The sequence below is a fragment of the Chryseomicrobium excrementi genome (assembly GCF_002798305.1).
Taxonomy (GTDB): Bacteria; Bacillota; Bacilli; order Bacillales_A; family Planococcaceae; genus Chryseomicrobium; species Chryseomicrobium excrementi.
Window position 1 is genome coordinate 346,083 of record NZ_PCGR01000001.1, and the last position, 17,350, is coordinate 363,432.

The window sequence follows — 17,350 nt, forward strand, 5'->3', positions numbered from 1 at the left end:
ATGAAAAAAGTAGATCATATTGGAATCGCCGTACAATCTATTGATGAAGCGCTTCCATACTATAAGGAGACACTAGGTCTTCCACTGTTGAAAGTTGAAGAAGTTGAAAGCGAACAAGTAAAAGTTGCTTTTCTAGATGCTGGGAATCTAAAACTTGAACTATTGGAGCCACTTTCAGAAGCTAGCGCTATTCATGGCTTCTTAGAAAAAAAGGGACCTGGCATGCATCATATCGCTTTTGGAGTCGACTCGATTGAAACTCGGTTACAGGAATTAAAAGAGCAAGGGGTGCGCTTGATTCAAGACAAACCGAAAGTAGGAGCAGGAGGCGCATTAGTAGCCTTTTTACATCCAAAGTCTTCTTACGGAGTGCTTTATGAAGTATGCGAAAAACAGTCGGAGGCGAAACAGTAATGGATATGTACGATAAAATTAATGAGTTATATGACCGCAAACGCACTATTGAACTTGGTGGTGGTGACGAGCGTATTGAAAAGCAGCATGAGAAAGGAAAGCTGACAGCTCGCGAGCGAATTGATCTACTATTAGATGAGGGTACATTTGTTGAACTGAGCCCATTCATTAAGCATCGTACGACGGACTTTGGAATGGACAAGCAAGAAGGACCTGGAGACGGAGTCGTGACTGGGTACGGAAAAGTGCACGGCAAACCGGTGTATCTGTTCTCTCAAGATTTCACAGTGTTTGGTGGTGCGCTTGGTGAGATGCATGCTCTTAAGATTGCTAACGTCATGGACATGGCCGCAAAGAACGGGGCTCCGTTCATCGGGCTCAATGACTCGGGTGGCGCTCGTATCCAAGAAGGCGTCGTATCGTTAGACGGCTATGGCCAGATTTTCTATCGCAATGCCATCTACTCTGGTGTGATTCCTCAGATCTCAGTTATTTTAGGGCCATGTGCAGGAGGCGCAGTCTACTCTCCAGCCATCACGGATTTTGTTTTCATGACTGACAAGACGAGTCAAATGTTCATAACAGGTCCAAAAGTTATCGAAACGGTGACAGGTGAGAAGATTTCATCTGAAGACTTAGGTGGTTCAAAAGTACATAATACAATCAGTGGAAACGCACATTTCCGCGGTGCAACTCACGGACAGATTCAAGTCGTGATTACAGTTGGAGAAGAAAGCGGACTCGTCGGTGCAAAAGCGTTAGATGCGGCACTTCTAGATGCAGACTATGGCTATGCGCTTGATAGTGACGGGGAAGTCGGCGGTATCGTTGTAGCAGCTCCTTACCAAGCAAAGTTATGGACAACTGTTACAGGGAAACCAGCGCACGCGGGTGTTGCTCCTGAGAAAGGTATCTCTGCCATCACAGTGGCAGCGAAGTCAATTTCTGCGATGTCTCTTGGTCGCATCGACGACGAGACAACAGCGAACATCGGTCGTTTTGAAGGTGGAAAAGCGACAAATATTGTCTGCCCAGAAGTTCACATCCTTTCTGAAGCACGTTCTTTGACTGAAGAAAAAGTAACGGCTCAAGTAGATCATATGGTTAATACATTCTCGACAACGGCAAAACAATTCGGAGCCACTGCAGAGACGAAGACCGAGATGATGTATCCAGGATTCTCCTATTCAGAATCAGAACCTGTCGTAATATTTGCAAAAGAAGCTCTTGAAGCTCTAGGACTTCCTGTTTCCATCAAGCGTAGTGGAGGCGGCAGTGATGCCAATATCTTAAATGGTCTAGGTGTCCCAACAGTCATTTTATCTGTAGGCTACGAAGAGATTCATACAACAAATGAAGCGATGCCACTTGATCAGCTTGAAAAATTAGCAGATGTAGTAGAACAATTAGTGAAGAAATAGGAGGAACAGAGAATGAGCGAGCGCGGACGCATCTTATTCCATCTGGATATGAATAGTTTTTTTGCGTCGGTCGAACAGGCTCATGACCCCTCTTTAAAAGGAAAGCCGGTCGCTGTTGCCGGCAATCCGAAAGAACGTAAAGGCATTATCATCACATGCTCCTATGAGGCTCGTGCTTACGGAGTATACACGACGATGCCTGTATGGGAAGCGAAGCGCAAATGCCCTTCGCTTCTTTTCGTTACCCCTACTTTCGAGAGGTACCGAATTGCCAGCCAAGCCATGTTTGCGATTTTGCGGGAGTATTCGGATCTTGTAGAGCCTGTCTCTATTGACGAAGGCTATGTTGATGTCACTTCTGTTGTAAACGGTGCGGATGCCATAGACCTTGCCAAGACCATTCAAAGTCGCATTTTACGAGAACTCGACCTGCCTTGTAGTATCGGAATTGCTCCGAACAAATTTTTAGCTAAGATGGCAAGCGGTATGAAAAAGCCAATGGGAATCACGGTGCTTAGGAAACGCGATGTAGCACATGTATTGTGGCCGCTCGATGTGGAAAAGATGCATGGTGTGGGAGAGAAGACTGCTAACAAATTACGAGAACACTCTATTCATACTATTGGAGACTTAGGGCGCATGACCGAAAAACAAGCGTCTGAAGTACTGGGACAACACGGCGAAAAATTGTGGCGACGAGCTCACGGAATCGACAGTCGACCAGTAGATCCAGAATCCGTGTATGAACGAAAAAGTGTAGGCAACTCCAAGACTCTGTCTTTTGACGAAACCTCAAAACCTGCACTGCTCCAGCATATCGAGCAGTTATCAGGTAAAGTGGCAAGTCGTTTGAAAGAAAAAGGGTATGTGGGGTACGGAGTTCATGTCCAAATCCGTTATCACGATTGGCAGAACCGGTCGAAGAGTCGCACATTTAAAGAACCTATCTATAGACAATCGGATATTGAAAAACACGCCAAGAAGTTATTCCTCGAACTATGGAATCTCGAACCAGTTCGTCTGGTTGGTGTAACTGTGCAACAGTTGAAAGAGCCAGGTGAGATCACCGAGCAATTGACGTTTGACTCGTATCAACAAGTAGCTAAAGAAGAACCAGTTCGAAATCTTGTAGAAGAGCTGCAAAAGAAATACGGAAAGTCGAGTATTCAAAAAGGGATCCGAATCCGCTCTAAAGGCTCATCTTCAAGCTTTAGTAAAGATTTCTTAAATGATCACAACAAGGAGGAGTAAGATGGAACTCATGTTTTTAGGTACGGGTGCTGGCATGCCATCTCGAACGCGTCATACGTCCTCGATTTTATTGAACCTTGTAGAGGAAAGAGATACGTATTGGCTGTTTGATTGTGGAGAAGCCATGCAGCACCGTCTGATTGAAACCTCCTATAGACCGCGGCGAGTGGAAAAGATTTTCATCACGCATCTTCATGGGGACCATATTTTCGGTCTTCCAGGCTTTTTGGGATCCCGCTCTTTTCTCGGCGGAACAGAAGAATTGACCGTTTATGGTCCTGTTGGAATTGAAGAATATATCCGCACATCTCTCCGGCTATCAGGAACGCATCTGACCTACCCACTCACTATTAGAGAAATTGATCCGGGAGTCGTGTTTGAAGACGAGCAGTTTGTAGTGGAAGCGGACTTACTGGAACACGTGATTCCAAGCTTCGGATACCGAATCGTTCAGAAAGACTTACCTGGTACGCTTTTAATGGATAAAGTTCGAGAGTTGGGGGTACCAAAAGGACCGTTACTGGGGCGTTTAAAAAAAGGAGAGACTATCCAGTTAGAAGACGGCCGAATAATAAAAGGTACAGATGTCACATCTTCCCCTCAGCGAGGGCTTATTCTATCAATTCTTGGAGATACAAGATTTTGTGAAGCTTCGATTCGATTAGCTATGAATGCGGACGTGGTCGTTCATGAAGCCACCTTTGACGATACCAATAAAAAACTCGCTGGTGCTTACGGTCACTCGACATTTCGTCAAGCAGCGACCGTAGCACAGCGAGCAGGGGCTAAACATTTGATTGCAACACATATTAGTGCACGCTTCACAAAAGAAGATGAACCGCGCTTAGTAACTGAAATGGGAGATTCCGGCTGTCCCGTCTATATAGCTCGAGATTTACAGGGCTATCAGCTTTTACGAGATGGCAGCATAACGTCTTTTACAGCTTGACCAAGTATATGCGACTGAGTCGCAGCAGCGGCGATGCCTTCAGAGATCGCCGTCTCCATTCCTTGTTGTTTCATTTTGCGAAGGCCGGCTTCTGTCGTGCCTCCTGGGCTTGTCACGCGTTGTCTTAGTGTGGCAGGCTTCTCGTTTGTCTCGCGCAGCATAGCTACAGCACCTTCGAGAGTCTGCAATACAAGTGCTTCAGCATCTTCATCTGGGAGACCTTGCTCTTTAGCAGCTTGTTGAAGTAGTTCGGTTACATAATAGACATATGCTGGACCACTTCCAGAAACAGCGGTGACAGCATGCATCTGATCATCCGGCATGACAGCAACTGTTCCAATTGCTTCAAATAATTGAGTTACAAATTCAAGTGTATTTGCTGAAACTAAATTATTAGTACTCAACACGGTCGCACTTTTTCCGATTGTAGCAGACGTGTTTGGCATGGCTCGGATGATGGCTTGACCAGGAAATGCTGCTTCTAACAATTCCAAATCAATTCCTGCAATGACCGAAATCACGGTCGTGTGTGCTGAAATCTGAGGTTGAATCGCTGGAAACGCGTCCTTCACGTCTTTCGGTTTCATCGCGAGTACTACATAATCTGCCGTTTCCACACTTTCTGGATGGTCCACTACGCAGCCCGTATCATAAGTGGCTTCTAATCGTTTTAGTGTTGCGTGATCGCTTTTATTGGTGACATAGAGAGAGAGCGGAGGAAGTGTCGGAGAGTGTACCCATCCACTAATTAATGCTTCTGCCATAGAGCCTGCTCCGAAAAATACAATCTTCATTCAAACCGCCTCCTCTGTATAATGATTCGAATTATAGAATTGTAGTAGCCGCTTGTCAATGTGTCCGTGACGTCTTTCGGAATTCGTAGTACACTATGAATAACCATTCATTTTAGGAGGCGTCTCATGATTCATACGATTACACTTCCCACGCCGTTTGCTGTCGGGGATGTTCATAGCTATTTAGTAAAAGGAGACACCTTAACGTTATTCGATGTTGGACCCAAGACAGGAGAGGCTCGAGAGCGACTCGAGTCGCAATTAAAAGATTTAGGCTACCGTCCATCTGACATTGAGCAAGTCGTGCTCACTCATCATCATCCGGATCATTCGGGGTGGACAGAGCTCTTTGATAACGCAACGCTTATGGGCCATGCTTATAACGACGTATGGTTTACAAGAGACGAAGACTTTTTCTCTTACCATGACACCTTTTATCTACAACAACTGATTGAAGAAGGCGTTCCAGAATCCTACCACCACTGGATTGAAAAAATGCGCCGGCCGATCAAGCTAATGGGCAATCGAGCTCTCGATCGTATCTTGAAAGAAGGGGACGACTTGCCTGGTCATCCTAAGATGGAAGTGCTAGAAACTCTTGGACATGCACAGAGTCAACTGTCTTTCTATCAACCCGATGCGCAGTTTATGATTGGGGGAGATCATGTGATTGCACATATTTCTTCAAATCCATTGATAGAGCCGCCTATTACTCGAAGTGCGCCGCGTCCAAAAGCTCTTCTTCAATACAATGAGTCGTTGAAGAAAGTGTTAGAAGTTCCAGTGGAGACCATCTATAGTGGCCACGGAGCGCCTGTAGTGAACGCCCATACTCTGATCAAAGAACGTTTACTGAAACAGCAACAACGCGCGTATCATGTTTTAAATCTTATAGGCAATGAGACGGTAACGATTTTTGAAGTGACTAAACGGTTGTTCCCAAAGGTTTATGAAAAAGAACTAGGCCTTACGTTGTCAGAAACGATTGGTCAAATCGACTATTTAGTGGAGCAAAACGAAATTTTAGAACTCCAGGAACAAGGAGTGAACTATTATCGAAAAGCGTAAACGGATTCTCATAACGGGTGCAACCAGTGGTCTCGGAAGGTCTGTAGCAGAGGCTCTGTTAGACCAAGGGCACGAGGTTACAGTTACGGGAAGGAATACTTCTTCTCTAGAACAACTGCTACTAAAAGGAGCCCGAACCGCCACTTGGGATATGCTCACTCAAAAAGAAGAAACCACATGGCCTATTGAAGTGAAGGACGAGTTTGACGTCGTCATTTTGAATGCAGGACTTGGCTTTTTTAAAGAGCATACTGCACTAAGTCCTGAAGAAATACACGAGATGCTGACCGTTAACGTCGAGTTACCAATACTGTTTAGTCGGTACCATAGTCAGTCTTTTCAACAACGTGGAAGGGGCCAGCTACTATTCATCGGCTCATTAGCTGGTCGCATGGCCTCTCCCAAAGCAAGTGTCTATGCAGCCACCAAGCATGCCTTAACGGGATATGTACAAGGTCTCCGCATGGAGTTGATGGGGAGTGGGGTAGATGTGACTATCGTGCAACCAGGTCCAATTGATACGCCATTCATCGATAAAGCAGACGCGTCCGGTAACTATAAGAAATCACTCGGCAAGCATCTGCTGTCCATTGAGACGGTACGAGACGTCGTTCTTGAACAATTAGTGCGACCACAAGGAGAAGTGCTCGTACCCCGACACTTAGGAATCGGAGCGAAGCTCACACAGCTCGTCCCTCTACAATTCGAACGCTTCGGAAGAAGCATCTACGCAAAAAAATAGATCGCCCGCGGGCGATCTATTTTTATTTCAAACCAACAGTCGCTTTGACATCGACTTCTGCATATTTCTTAGCATCTGCTCGCTGTCCAACAAGAGTTCCAATAAATCCTCCGATGAAACCAGCAGGAACAGAAACTAGGGCTGGATTCGTCAGTGGGAATAATGGCTCACCCGTAAACAACATCGATCCGTCCGCCGCCCATAAGTTCGGGCTCAGTAGTACTAGAACGAGTGCCGTGACTAGACCCGTCACAATCGCTGCAAGCGCTCCAGTTGTTGTGAACTTCTTCCAGTAGATCGTGTAGATGATTACTGGTAAGTTCGCAGAGGCAGCGATACAGAATGCTAAAGACACTAAGAAGGCCACGTTCATAATTTTGTGCTCCAAGCGCTAACACAATCGAGATGACAGATACGGCAATGGAAGCCGAGCGAGCCGCAACCATCTGCTCTTTTTCTGTCACTTTTCCTTTTTTAATGATTTGCCCATACAAGTCGTGAGCAAAAGCAGAGGCACCTGATAATACAAGTCCAGCCACTACTGCAAGAATCGTTGCAAACGCTACGGCTGAGACGAAGGACAATAGCAACTCGCCACCTAAAGCTTCAGCAAGCAGTGGGGCTGCCATGTTGCCAGCAGCATTCGCTGCAACAATTTGTTCAGAACCAACAAATGCAGCAGCGCCGAATCCTAGGAAGATCGTCAAAATGTAGAAGATTCCTACGATCCAAGTCGCATAAACAACTGAACTACGAGCAGTCTTCGCATCTTTTACCGTGAAGAAACGCATTAAAATGTGAGGAAGACCTGCTGTACCAAGGACGAGAGCAATCATCATAGAAATCGTATCAATGCCATTTGTATAGCGGACTCCCGGATGCAAATAGGCTTCTCCGTGAGTGGTAACGGACTTCATTTCAGAAAACATTCCTAAAATGTTGAAGTTGAACTTCCACAGAACTAAGAAGGAAATAATCACAGTTCCTACCATTAGCAAAACGGCTTTGATGATCTGTACCCAACTTGTGGCAGCCATCCCTCCAAAGAGCACGTAAATCGTCATCATCGTTCCCACAATCAATACGGCTATCCAGTAATCAATGCCAAGTAACAACTGAATCAAGGCTCCTGCCCCAACTAGTTGCGCAATCATGTAGAAGAGTACAATTGTAATCGTACTAACTGCTGCTGCTCCTCGTACTTTTTTCTGGTTAAAACGAGCGGCGATCATATCAGCTAGTGTGTACCGTCCAAGATTTCGTAACGGTTCGGCTACAATATAAAGAACGACTAGATAGGCAACTAGGTAGCCGATTGAGAAGAAGAAGCCGTCAAAACCGAATAACGCGATCGCTCCTGCAATCCCTAAAAAGGAAGCTGCAGAGAGATAATCTCCTGCAATCGCAATTCCGTTCTGCCAGCCTGTCAAACCTCCACCGGCTGTGTAAAATTCACTCGCTGAATTCGTTCGCTTCGAAGCGACGTATGTAACATACAATGTCAGTCCCACGATGGCAACGAAGAAGAACAAACCAATTCCACTCATTTGACCACCTCACCGACTGCTTGATCTTTAATAGCTTCAGCTTCTTCATCGAATTGATTGGCTCTTTTGACATAAATCATACAAAGCGTCCATGTCATCACAAACAGGAGAATGGAGTAGACCCAAACAAGAGAGATATCTCCAATGACTGGAGTATTCAAAATTGTCGTGTATGAAGTCAAGATAGGTAATGCAATATACGCAAGTAAGAAAAAGATGGAGACATACAAGATAAAACTGTTTTTCTTTCGTTTCAACTCTTTAAAGTTTTCTTGATTTGCGATCTTCTCATAAGGATAATCGCGTGTGTAACCGCTTTCTTTTATAGGTTCCATACCATTCCTCCCTTTCTATAAGTATTCAGTATAATGAATGATTAATCAGAAAACAATGAATAGTTAAAAAACGAGAGTATTCGATTACTTCCATTAATTAGGCTAGGGAAAAATTCTTATCTTATGTGAAAATGAGCAATAAAAATCTCTCATACCACAAAGGTATGAGAGAAAGATTTAAAACCCACGTTCGTATGCTTTTGGTGGTGTCACTTTTCCAGTCAGTTGTTCTTCTGCATGAAGAGCCCAATACGGATCTCGTAGCAAGCCACGACCGATGGCCACAAACTCAGCATCACCTTCAGCTACAACTTTTTCTGCAAGGACCGCATCTTCGAGTCTGCCTACAGCAATGACCGGAAGTTCAAATGCTTTCTTATAAGCACGGGCGAACCCCACTTGATAGCCTGGTTCGTTAGATGGTGTTACTTTTCCTGGAGGCGCTTCACCGCCACTCGAGATATGGAACACGTCGACGCCAGCTTCTTTATAGCGGCCAGCGATTTCTAATGCGTGATCAAGCCCGTACCCGCCGTCCATGTATTCGATTGCTGACATACGGAACAAGAGAGGCATTTCTTTAGGCATGACAGATTTTACAGCTTGAATGACTTCAACACCGAACAACGATAGGTCGAGACCGTACTGATCTTGTCGCTTGTTGATACTTGGTGAGTGGAACTGATGTATCAAATAGCCATGTGCTCCGTGTAGTTCAATCGTATCGTAACCAGCTGCGATGGCACGTTCTGCAGCTCGTTTAAATTTTTCTACCATCTCTTTGACTTCTTCGGTCGTCAAAGCACGAGGAATCTTCCAGTCTGGAGAATCGGCTACTACAGGAACTGTCGATGAAGAGACAGGCTGTTCAGCATCCGTTGCTTTTCTTCCGGCGTGTGCGATTTGTACGCCGATTCTTGCACCATTCTTTTTCACACATTCGACAAGGCGGCGGTGTGATTCAATATGGCTGTCATCCCACAGACCTAAATCCCGATTTGTGATACGTCCATCTGGTTCTACGTCTGTCATCTCCACGATGACGAGACCCACTCCACCTACAGCACGAGAAGAATAGTGTACTAAGTGCCAATCTTCCGGGTGGCCATCTTCCGCTTCGACTGAATACTGACACATCGGTGCCATGATCACTTTATTTTTAAGCTCTAGTTCGCCGAGCTTGGCAGTTTCAAATAATTTCGACATAACTCATCACCTTTCTCGGGTATGTTGCTATTATTTCGCATTTTCATGGAATTTTCAAAGAATAGCTACCGAATTTTCAGAAATCACTTATAATAGGGAGAAACTGGAGGTGGAGCTTGTGATCATTCAATTAAACCAGGTTCAAAAGAAGTCGGAGTCCTTGTCCAAAAAGGAATACAAACAAGAGCTGAAGAAGCTCCAGTATCATCTGTTAAGTCTGCAACTGACGCTTCGGAAACACGGAGTGGCACTGGTTCTAGTTTTTGAAGGTATGGATGCGGCCGGAAAAGGGGGCGCCATCAAGCGCTTGACGGAACGCATGGATCCGCGTGGTTTTATTGTGCATCCGATTGCAGCACCTCAACCACACGAAAAACGCTACCATTATTTGCACCGATTCTGGCGAAAATTGCCAATGCATGGGCAGATCGCCATCTTTGACCGCTCGTGGTATGGTCGAGTGCTCGTCGAGCGAATCGAGAAGTTTGCGACGAAAACTGAATGGAAACGAGCATTTGAGGAAATTAATACATTTGAACAGACACTGACGGAAGAAGAGTATATTATCATCAAGTTTTGGATGCAGATTTCAAATGAAGAGCAATTAAAACGATTTGTCGAGCGCAAAAACGATCCGTTTAAACAATGGAAGCTGACAGAGGAGGATTGGCGCAATCGAGATAAGTGGGAAGACTATATCGTCGCTGCTGAAGAAATGCTCGAAAAGACGGATGTAGAACGCTCACCGTGGTTTGTTATTTCAGGAGATGACAAAAAATCGGCACGTCTCCAAGTCATCCGCCATGCCATCAATGCGATCGAAGCTGAGCTCTCAAAACGAGGATTAGAGTTCCCACCAATCCATGACAAAGAACTGACACAAATTATAAATGAATAAATAATTAACTAGTTGTATTTTTATAACCTCCATGTTAGTATATGCATATTGATAAATTATTATGCATAAACATACATGGAGGTTTTATTATGAAGAAAGTCGTTTTAGCATACTCAGGTGGACTTGATACATCCGTCGCCATCACATGGCTTAAAGATCAAGGATATGAAGTAGTGGCGGTGTGCCTAGACGTTGGTGAAGGAAAAGATTTAGACTTCATTAAAGAAAAAGCACTTCTTGTTGGAGCTACAGAAAGCTATGTAATCGACGCAAAAGAAGAGTTTGCAAATGAATATGCACTCACTTCTATGCAAGCTCATACATGGTATGAGCAAAAATACCCACTCGTTTCTGCATTGTCTCGTCCTTTGATCGCTAAAAAATTAGTGGAAGTAGCGGAGCAAGTCGGAGCAACGGCCGTGGCTCACGGGTGTACTGGAAAAGGAAATGACCAAGTTCGTTTTGAAGTATCGTTCCAAGCGCTTGCGCCTCACTTAGAAGTTATTGCGCCTGTTCGTGAGTGGTCGTGGAGCCGTGACGAAGAGATTGCGTATGCTAAAGAAAAGAACATTCCAATTCCTATCAACTTAGACAGCCCGTTTTCCATCGATCAAAACTTGTGGGGACGTGCGAATGAATGTGGGATCTTAGAAGATCCGTGGGCAGCACCACCAGAAGATGCCTATGAACTAACGGTAGCACTAGAAAATACTCCTAACACTCCAGACGTTATCGAAATCGAGTTTCAAGCTGGAGTTCCTACTTCATTAAACGGAGTGAACTACGCACTGAGCGATTTGATTCAAGAGCTGAACAAAGTAGCAGGAAAACATGGAGTCGGTCGTATTGATCACGTCGAGAATCGCCTAGTTGGTATCAAATCACGTGAAGTTTATGAGATCCCAGGAGCACACACGCTTCTGATTGCACATAAAGAACTTGAAGACATCACGCTTGTCAAAGAGCTTGCGCATTTCAAACCTGTGATGGAGAAAAAGTTAACAGAGCTGATTTATGAAGGACTTTGGTTCTCACCACTGCGCACAGCACTGCAAGCCTTTTTAAAGGAAACGCAACAATACGTCAACGGTACGGTTCGCGTAAAGCTCTTCAAAGGTCACGCTATTGTGGAAGGCCGTAAGTCACCAAACTCTCTATATGATGAGAAACTTGCAACGTACTCAACGGATGATGCATTCAACCACGCATCTGCAGTAGGCTTTATCGAGCTATGGGGACTTCCAACAAAAGTCCATGCAGTCATTAACAAACAACAGGAGCAGAAGGTGACGGTATGACGAAGTTATGGGGAGGTCGTTTTCAACAGACGGCCGAACAGTGGGTCGATGCATTCGGCGCATCCATCCACTTTGACCAAGCGCTGGTGATGGAAGATATTACGGGGAGCTTGGCGCATGTTCAGATGCTCGGGGAGCAAGGGATTTTATCTGTTGATGAAGTAAAGCAGATCACTGACGGCCTTCACGTTTTGCAAGCAAAAGCTGAAAACGGGGAGCTTGAGTTTTCCATTGATCAAGAAGACATCCACTTAAATCTTGAAAAGCAGCTGATTGATCTGATTGGTCCGGTCGGAGGTAAGTTGCACACCGGCCGTAGTCGAAATGATCAAGTAGCGACAGATATGCACCTGTATTTGAAAAAGCGTACGAATGAGATTATCGATCTGATTGTAGCGTTTCAAAAAGTGCTAGTAACGCAAGCGGAAACACATGTGGAGACACTTGCACCAGGGTATACCCATTTGCAGCGCGCACAACCTGTCTCTTTCGGTCATCATCTCATGACGTATTTCTGGATGCTGGAGCGTGATAAAGCACGTTTCGTTGATGGATTGAAGAGAACGGATTGCTCGCCTTTAGGTGCTGGGGCTCTTGCTGGTACGACATTCCCGATTGACCGTTCACGTTCTGCGGAACTATTAGGCTTTTCATCTATTTATGAGAACAGTTTGGATGCGGTGAGTGACCGTGATTTTATCGTGGAGTTTTTAAGTGCGTCATCTCTACTCATGACACATTTGTCTCGCTTTGCAGAAGAGATTATCTTATGGTCGAGCCAAGAGTTTTCTTTCATTGAACTATCTGATGCGTTTTCTACGGGATCAAGCATCATGCCTCAGAAGAAGAACCCAGACATGGCCGAACTGATCCGTGGCAAGACGGGGCGCGTTTATGGCAACTTGTTTGGTTTGCTGACTGTACTTAAAGGGCTGCCACTTGCATATAACAAAGACATGCAAGAAGACAAAGAAGGCATGTTTGATACTGTGGAGACGGTGATGGGCTCATTGAAAATCTTTGCTGGTATGGTCGAATCCATGACGGTACGCACGGAAACCCTCGAAGCAGCAGTCGAGTCTGATTTCTCGAATGCGACGGAGCTTGCGGATTATTTGGCTACCAAAGGGATGCCGTTCCGTGAAGCGCATGACGTTACGGGTCGTGTTGTGTTCCATTGCATTCAAAACGGCATTTTCTTAAAAGACGTTTCTCTTGCAACGTATCAAGACTACTCTTCTTTAATAGAAGAAGATATCTATACCGCTCTATCTCCGCGTGAAGCGGTCCGCAGACGAAACTCACTTGGAGGCACTGGTTTTGAACAGGTGCGCTTGCAACTTCAGAAAGCGAAGGCGTTGTTATAAGTCGAAGTTCAATCTCGTAAAAGACTCTATTTCTTTTTAGCTGAAGATTTTCTTCTTTATCGTGACGATGGGCTTTCTCTAAGAACTATAAATCAAAGGTGCAGGACTCGCTTTTCGAGCGAGTCCTGCACCTTTCTTCATCGTACTTGAAAAAATCCACATCTTGAAGTAGAAGAAACTCAGTCTGCCACTGCTTTTCTGGAAGTTGTAGAATCTCATAATCCCAGAGTCGGCCCTGCCTCTATTCATTGTCAAGAACCACTTAGCAATCTCTAATGTAACAAGGCAGAGTCGGGCTGTACTGGAGCAAGGCCCGATAATTCAAGCTTGTAATCACAGTCTAGGACGGCAAGCCTGCAGCAAACGCCAAGATATTATTAAACCTCTGCATTCTACCACAATCCCCTATTCTCTAAACTCCTCCAGAAGAAAAGACCCCGGGTGAGGTGCCTGTCTTAGACTCAATTCTGGCAGTTGATGAGACTCAGTTCGAGACGAAGTCGAAGAAGTGTGGCTCTTCAACTGCCGATTTAGAATTGTGGCTGTGACAGGCTCCGCATAACTTACACTACGAAGCTACAGGAATATTTAGTTCTATTCCTACGCTTTGTTTTCCAAAAACCACCTAAATTCTTTACTACATCTAGTAAAGCGCTTACCAAATAGGTAAAATAAAAAGGAATACATATAAACTAACAACAAGAATGAGGTATATTAGATGATAAATTTTCAAGACAAAGTAAGCTTTATTTGGTCAATCGCTGAAGTGTTACGCGGGCCATACAAACCAGAAGATTACGGAAAAGTGATTTTACCACTTGCCGTATTACGTCGCTTTGACTGCGTACTCGAGAGCACAAAAGAATACGTACTATCTTCTAAGAAACAATATGAAAACCTTGCCGAAGAAGCACGTGAACAAGTGTTAACGCGCGTTTCAAAACAAAACTTCTTCAATACTAGCAACTATGATTTCAACAAACTACTTTCAGATTCAGACAATATCGCCGACAATTTACGCGATTATATCCGTGGATTCTCGAAAGTAGCTCGAGACATCATGGATCACTTTGACTTTGACCGTCAAATTGAAAAGTTAGAGAAGAATAATCTTCTCTATCTTACAATCAAGCGTTTTAGTGAGATTGATTTGCACCCTGAAATCGTTTCCAATGTGGAGATGGGTTACGTTTTTGAAGAACTAATCCGTCGTTTCAACGAGAATGCGGAGGCAGGTGATCACTACACGCCTCGTGAAGTGATTACACTTATGACACACTTGTTATTTGCACATGATGATCAAGAAATCTTACATAAACCTGGATTAACACAAACCCTATATGATTGTGCCGCTGGAACTGGAGGAATGGGTTCAGTTGCTCAGGAGTACCTAAAGGAGCACAATCCTACTGCTCACTTAGAATTTTTCGGTCAAGAAATTAATGATGAATCTTACGCTATTTGTAAAGCTGACTTATTAATAAAAGGTGAAGATGCAAGCAATATTCGTCTTGGAAACACTTTAACTAACGATCAGTTTGCAAACGAAAAATTCGACTACTTAATCAGTAACCCTCCTTATGGAGTCGATTGGAAATCTTTTGAAAAACCGATTAAAGACGAATCCGAAACACTAGGCTATAAAGGTCGCTTTGGTCCAGGGACACCTCGTACAAGTGACGGACAACTTTTATTCTTATTACACTTACTTTCTAAAATGAAACCTGTGTCTGCTGAGAACCCCCAAGGCTCACGCTTAGCTATAATTATGAACGGTTCGCCATTATTTACTGGAGACGCAGGTTCCGGCGAGAGTGAAATTCGCAGATACGTTTTAGAAAACGATTTAGTTGAAGGAATTGTCGCTCTGCCAAATGATTTGTTTTACAATACGGGGATTGCGACCTACATCTGGATTTTAACAAATAACAAAGCACCTCTAACAAAAGGGAAAGTGCGTCTTGTAAATGCTGTCGATTTCTTGAAAAAGATGAAAAAATCAATGGGTAACAAACGTAACGAAATCACTAGCAATCAAATTGATGAGATTGTTAGATTATATGGCGATTTCCGAGAACATGAACACGTGAAAATTTTTGATAATGAAGACTTCGGATATTCAAAAATTACTGTGGAACGCCCACTTCGAATTAATTTCCAGGCTTCAGAAAAGCGAATTGCACGTGTGCTCGAACAAAAAGCATTCAGTAATCTTGCAACTCCTAAGAAAAAAGGCGATGCTGGGCACTTCGAAATTGAAGAAGGCAAGAAACTGCAAACTCAAATTGTTTATGTGCTACGTCAGCTAGATCAAGAACAACTTTATAAAAATCGAGAAGAATTCACAGCTATATTGAAGAAAGCGTTTAAAGACGCAGGAATCACAGTATCTGCTCCTGTCTTAAAAGCTGTACTCTCTGGATTGTCTGAAAAAGATGAGACTGCAGACATCTGCATGAAAAACAAAACGGACCAAGAACCAGATTCAGATCTGCGAGATACGGAGAGTGTGCCATTAAAAAAAGACATTCAAGAATATTTTACACGCGAAGTTCTTCCACACGTTCCAGACGCTTGGATCGACGAATCCAAAACTAAGATCGGTTACGAGATTCCATTCACTCGCCAATTCTATAAATACACTGCGCTCAGAAGCTCAACAGAAATCATGGAAGAAATTCGTGTATTAGAAGCGGAGATTGCTGAGCAATTGAAGAAGGTGATGGGATGATTGAACAAAAATCAAATTGGTTTGGATCTATTCCAAAAGAGTGGAGTGTTACCAGTTTAAAAAAGGCTATATCATTAGCCTACAGATACCCTACTTATTATGGGATTGATTATGTAGGTGAAGGTATTTTAGAGGTTAGGGGAGAAATGTTAAGAACTGACGGGCAAATCTCTTTAGAAAATTCAAGCCCAAGATATATATCTTTAGAAACTTCAAACAGATTCCCTTTAACTATATTAGAAAAAGGAGATTTAGTAATTTCTGTACGAGGTACTATTGGTAAAGTAGGAATAGTAGATGAAGATATAGCCGGTAGCAATATTACAGCAAATCTATTGCGTCTAAAAATCATAAAGAAGCTATTTGTTCCGGAATATCTTTTTTGGTTGATTAGAAACCATGTTTTTCTCGCTCATTTAAATAATGTTTCAGATTCAACTACTATAAAAACAATAACTTTACCTACCTTTTTATCGATTGAAATTCCTTCTCCTACTTTATTGGTTCAAAATAAGATTGTGAAGTATCTAAATCAAAAAGTCCAAAGTATAGATAATATAGTGGTTCAGAAGCAAAATTTAATAAATCTTTTAGAACAACAACGTCAATCCATAATCACCGAAGCCGTCACAAAAGGTTTAAATCCGAATGTGAAAATGAAAGATTCGGGTGTTGAATGGATTGGAGAGATTCCTGAAAATTGGAGTGTCAAGAAAGTTAAGTACTTGATTTCAGAACCTTTATCTTACGGTGCAAATGAATCTGCAGAATTAGATGATAGAGAATTGCCACGGTATATCAGGATAACAGATATTGATGACAGTGGTAAGTTAAGAGAATCTACTTTCAAATCAATATCTAAAGAAATAGCCAATCTGTACAATGTTAAAAATGGTGATATTTTACTTGCAAGAAGTGGTGCAACTGTTGGAAAGTCATACTTCCACAGAGAAAGTGAATCAGCTTCGCATGCTGGATATTTAATTAAACTTAGAGCAAAAAATTACAAAATAGGAGAGTATATTTATCTCTACACGCAATCTTATATATATTCTCAGTGGATCAACTCAAATTTAATTCAAGCTACTATACAAAATGTGAGTGCAGAGAAATATGCTAATTTATATGTATCAATTCCTGACAGGATAGAAGAAGTAGAATTAATAGTAAATAATATAAAACACCGAATTGATGAAATTAATTCTTTGATTCAAAAAATAAAAATTGAAATAAATTTAATTAAAGAATACCGCCAATCCTTAATCTACGAAGCAGTGACTGGAAAAATTGATATAAGTGAGATGGAACTTGAAGAAGTGAGGTGACGAT

At 43.2% G+C, this 17,350-nt stretch carries 13 protein-coding genes and 2 pseudogenes; 11 read left to right on the plus strand and 4 right to left on the minus strand.

The genetic code is table 11. The annotated features are described in order from the left end of the window. The 4 genes and pseudogenes from mce (at position 1) to rnz (ending at position 4,035) form a co-directional block, all read left to right on the plus strand. Positions 1 to 414 (plus strand): methylmalonyl-CoA epimerase, encoded by a 414-nt coding sequence (gene mce / locus CQS04_RS01765; RefSeq protein ID WP_100352490.1) that lies wholly within the window; start codon positions 1 to 3, stop codon positions 412 to 414. Next, positions 414 to 1,769: pseudogene (locus CQS04_RS01770) on the plus strand (M20/M25/M40 family metallo-hydrolase); the annotation flags it as partial. The gene mce and the pseudogene CQS04_RS01770, both read left to right, overlap by 1 nt. A gap of 78 nt (positions 1,770 to 1,847) precedes the next feature. Then, positions 1,848 to 3,086 carry a DNA polymerase IV gene (locus CQS04_RS01775; protein WP_100352492.1) on the plus strand — a complete coding sequence of 413 codons (1,239 nt, stop codon included), beginning with the start codon at positions 1,848 to 1,850 and terminating at the stop codon, positions 3,084 to 3,086. Between the two features lies 1 nt (position 3,087). Beyond that, entirely contained in the window at positions 3,088 to 4,035 is a 948-nt protein-coding gene (rnz, locus tag CQS04_RS01780; RefSeq protein ID WP_100352493.1) for a ribonuclease Z, read from the plus strand. On the opposite strand, the gene proC is transcribed toward rnz, so the two are convergent. Next, on the minus strand, positions 3,993 to 4,829 hold the full coding sequence (gene proC / locus CQS04_RS01785; protein WP_100352494.1) for a pyrroline-5-carboxylate reductase: 837 nt from the start codon (positions 4,827 to 4,829) through the stop codon (positions 3,993 to 3,995). The two genes, rnz and proC, sit on opposite strands and share 43 nt — an antisense overlap. A 126-nt stretch (positions 4,830 to 4,955) precedes the next feature. Here proC and CQS04_RS01790 point away from each other — a divergent pair, with 126 nt between their 5' ends. Then, positions 4,956 to 5,897 carry an MBL fold metallo-hydrolase gene (locus CQS04_RS01790; protein WP_100352495.1) on the plus strand — a complete coding sequence of 314 codons (942 nt, stop codon included), beginning with the start codon at positions 4,956 to 4,958 and terminating at the stop codon, positions 5,895 to 5,897. A gap of 10 nt (positions 5,898 to 5,907) precedes the next feature. Further along, positions 5,908 to 6,639, plus strand: coding sequence for an SDR family NAD(P)-dependent oxidoreductase (locus CQS04_RS01795; RefSeq protein WP_281257830.1), 732 nt, complete (start codon positions 5,908 to 5,910; stop codon positions 6,637 to 6,639). 22 nt (positions 6,640 to 6,661) lie between these two features. Here the strand turns inward: CQS04_RS01795 and CQS04_RS01800 are convergent. The 3 genes and pseudogenes from CQS04_RS01800 to CQS04_RS01810 all read right to left on the minus strand — a co-directional run bounded on the left by CQS04_RS01800 (position 6,662) and on the right by CQS04_RS01810 (position 9,727). Next, positions 6,662 to 8,186 (minus strand): annotated as a pseudogene (locus tag CQS04_RS01800) (solute symporter family protein). Further along, on the minus strand, positions 8,183 to 8,521 hold the full coding sequence (locus CQS04_RS01805) for a DUF485 domain-containing protein (RefSeq protein WP_100352497.1): 339 nt from the start codon (positions 8,519 to 8,521) through the stop codon (positions 8,183 to 8,185). The pseudogene CQS04_RS01800 and the gene CQS04_RS01805 overlap by 4 nt, the downstream one beginning before the upstream one ends. Before the next feature lie 177 nt (positions 8,522 to 8,698). Further along, a complete protein-coding gene (locus tag CQS04_RS01810) occupies positions 8,699 to 9,727 on the minus strand; it encodes an NADH:flavin oxidoreductase/NADH oxidase (RefSeq protein WP_100352498.1) in 1,029 nt (342 codons plus the stop codon). 118 nt (positions 9,728 to 9,845) lie between these two features. On the opposite strand from CQS04_RS01810, the gene CQS04_RS01815 reads away from it, so the two are divergent. The 5 genes from CQS04_RS01815 (at position 9,846) to CQS04_RS01835 (ending at position 17,346) form a co-directional block, all read left to right on the plus strand. Then, the gene (locus CQS04_RS01815) at positions 9,846 to 10,625 is read left to right on the plus strand and encodes a polyphosphate kinase 2 family protein (RefSeq protein ID WP_245858725.1); all 780 of its coding nucleotides are present in this window, start codon (positions 9,846 to 9,848) and stop codon (positions 10,623 to 10,625) included. 89 nt (positions 10,626 to 10,714) lie between these two features. Next, positions 10,715 to 11,923: an argininosuccinate synthase gene (locus CQS04_RS01820; protein ID WP_174688376.1), complete on the plus strand. Its 1,209-nt coding sequence runs from the start codon at positions 10,715 to 10,717 to the stop codon at positions 11,921 to 11,923. Then, positions 11,920 to 13,290 (plus strand): argininosuccinate lyase, encoded by a 1,371-nt coding sequence (argH, locus tag CQS04_RS01825; RefSeq protein WP_100352500.1) that lies wholly within the window; start codon positions 11,920 to 11,922, stop codon positions 13,288 to 13,290. The genes CQS04_RS01820 and argH overlap by 4 nt, the downstream gene beginning before the upstream one ends. A gap of 718 nt (positions 13,291 to 14,008) precedes the next feature. Next, complete coding sequence (locus CQS04_RS01830) at positions 14,009 to 16,021, plus strand: type I restriction-modification system subunit M (RefSeq protein WP_100352501.1); 2,013 nt, start codon at positions 14,009 to 14,011, stop codon at positions 16,019 to 16,021. Further along, complete coding sequence (locus CQS04_RS01835; RefSeq protein ID WP_100352502.1) at positions 16,018 to 17,346, plus strand: restriction endonuclease subunit S; 1,329 nt, start codon at positions 16,018 to 16,020, stop codon at positions 17,344 to 17,346. The genes CQS04_RS01830 and CQS04_RS01835 overlap by 4 nt, the downstream gene beginning before the upstream one ends. Positions 17,347 to 17,350 lie beyond the last annotated feature (4 nt).

Coding starts and splice junctions, on each gene's coding strand:
- proC (WP_100352494.1), bottom strand. CDS start 4,829: ATGAAGATTGTATTTTTCGGAGCAGGCTCTATGGCAGAAGCATTAATT.
- CQS04_RS01810 (WP_100352498.1), bottom strand. CDS start 9,727: ATGTCGAAATTATTTGAAACTGCCAAGCTCGGCGAACTAGAGCTTAAA.
- mce (WP_100352490.1), top strand. CDS start 1: ATGAAAAAAGTAGATCATATTGGAATCGCCGTACAATCTATTGATGAA.
- CQS04_RS01775 (WP_100352492.1), top strand. CDS start 1,848: ATGAGCGAGCGCGGACGCATCTTATTCCATCTGGATATGAATAGTTTT.
- CQS04_RS01820 (WP_174688376.1), top strand. CDS start 10,715: ATGAAGAAAGTCGTTTTAGCATACTCAGGTGGACTTGATACATCCGTC.
- rnz (WP_100352493.1), top strand. CDS start 3,088: ATGGAACTCATGTTTTTAGGTACGGGTGCTGGCATGCCATCTCGAACG.
- argH (WP_100352500.1), top strand. CDS start 11,920: ATGACGAAGTTATGGGGAGGTCGTTTTCAACAGACGGCCGAACAGTGG.
- CQS04_RS01830 (WP_100352501.1), top strand. CDS start 14,009: ATGATAAATTTTCAAGACAAAGTAAGCTTTATTTGGTCAATCGCTGAA.
- CQS04_RS01805 (WP_100352497.1), bottom strand. CDS start 8,521: ATGGAACCTATAAAAGAAAGCGGTTACACACGCGATTATCCTTATGAG.
- CQS04_RS01835 (WP_100352502.1), top strand. CDS start 16,018: ATGATTGAACAAAAATCAAATTGGTTTGGATCTATTCCAAAAGAGTGG.
- CQS04_RS01790 (WP_100352495.1), top strand. CDS start 4,956: ATGATTCATACGATTACACTTCCCACGCCGTTTGCTGTCGGGGATGTT.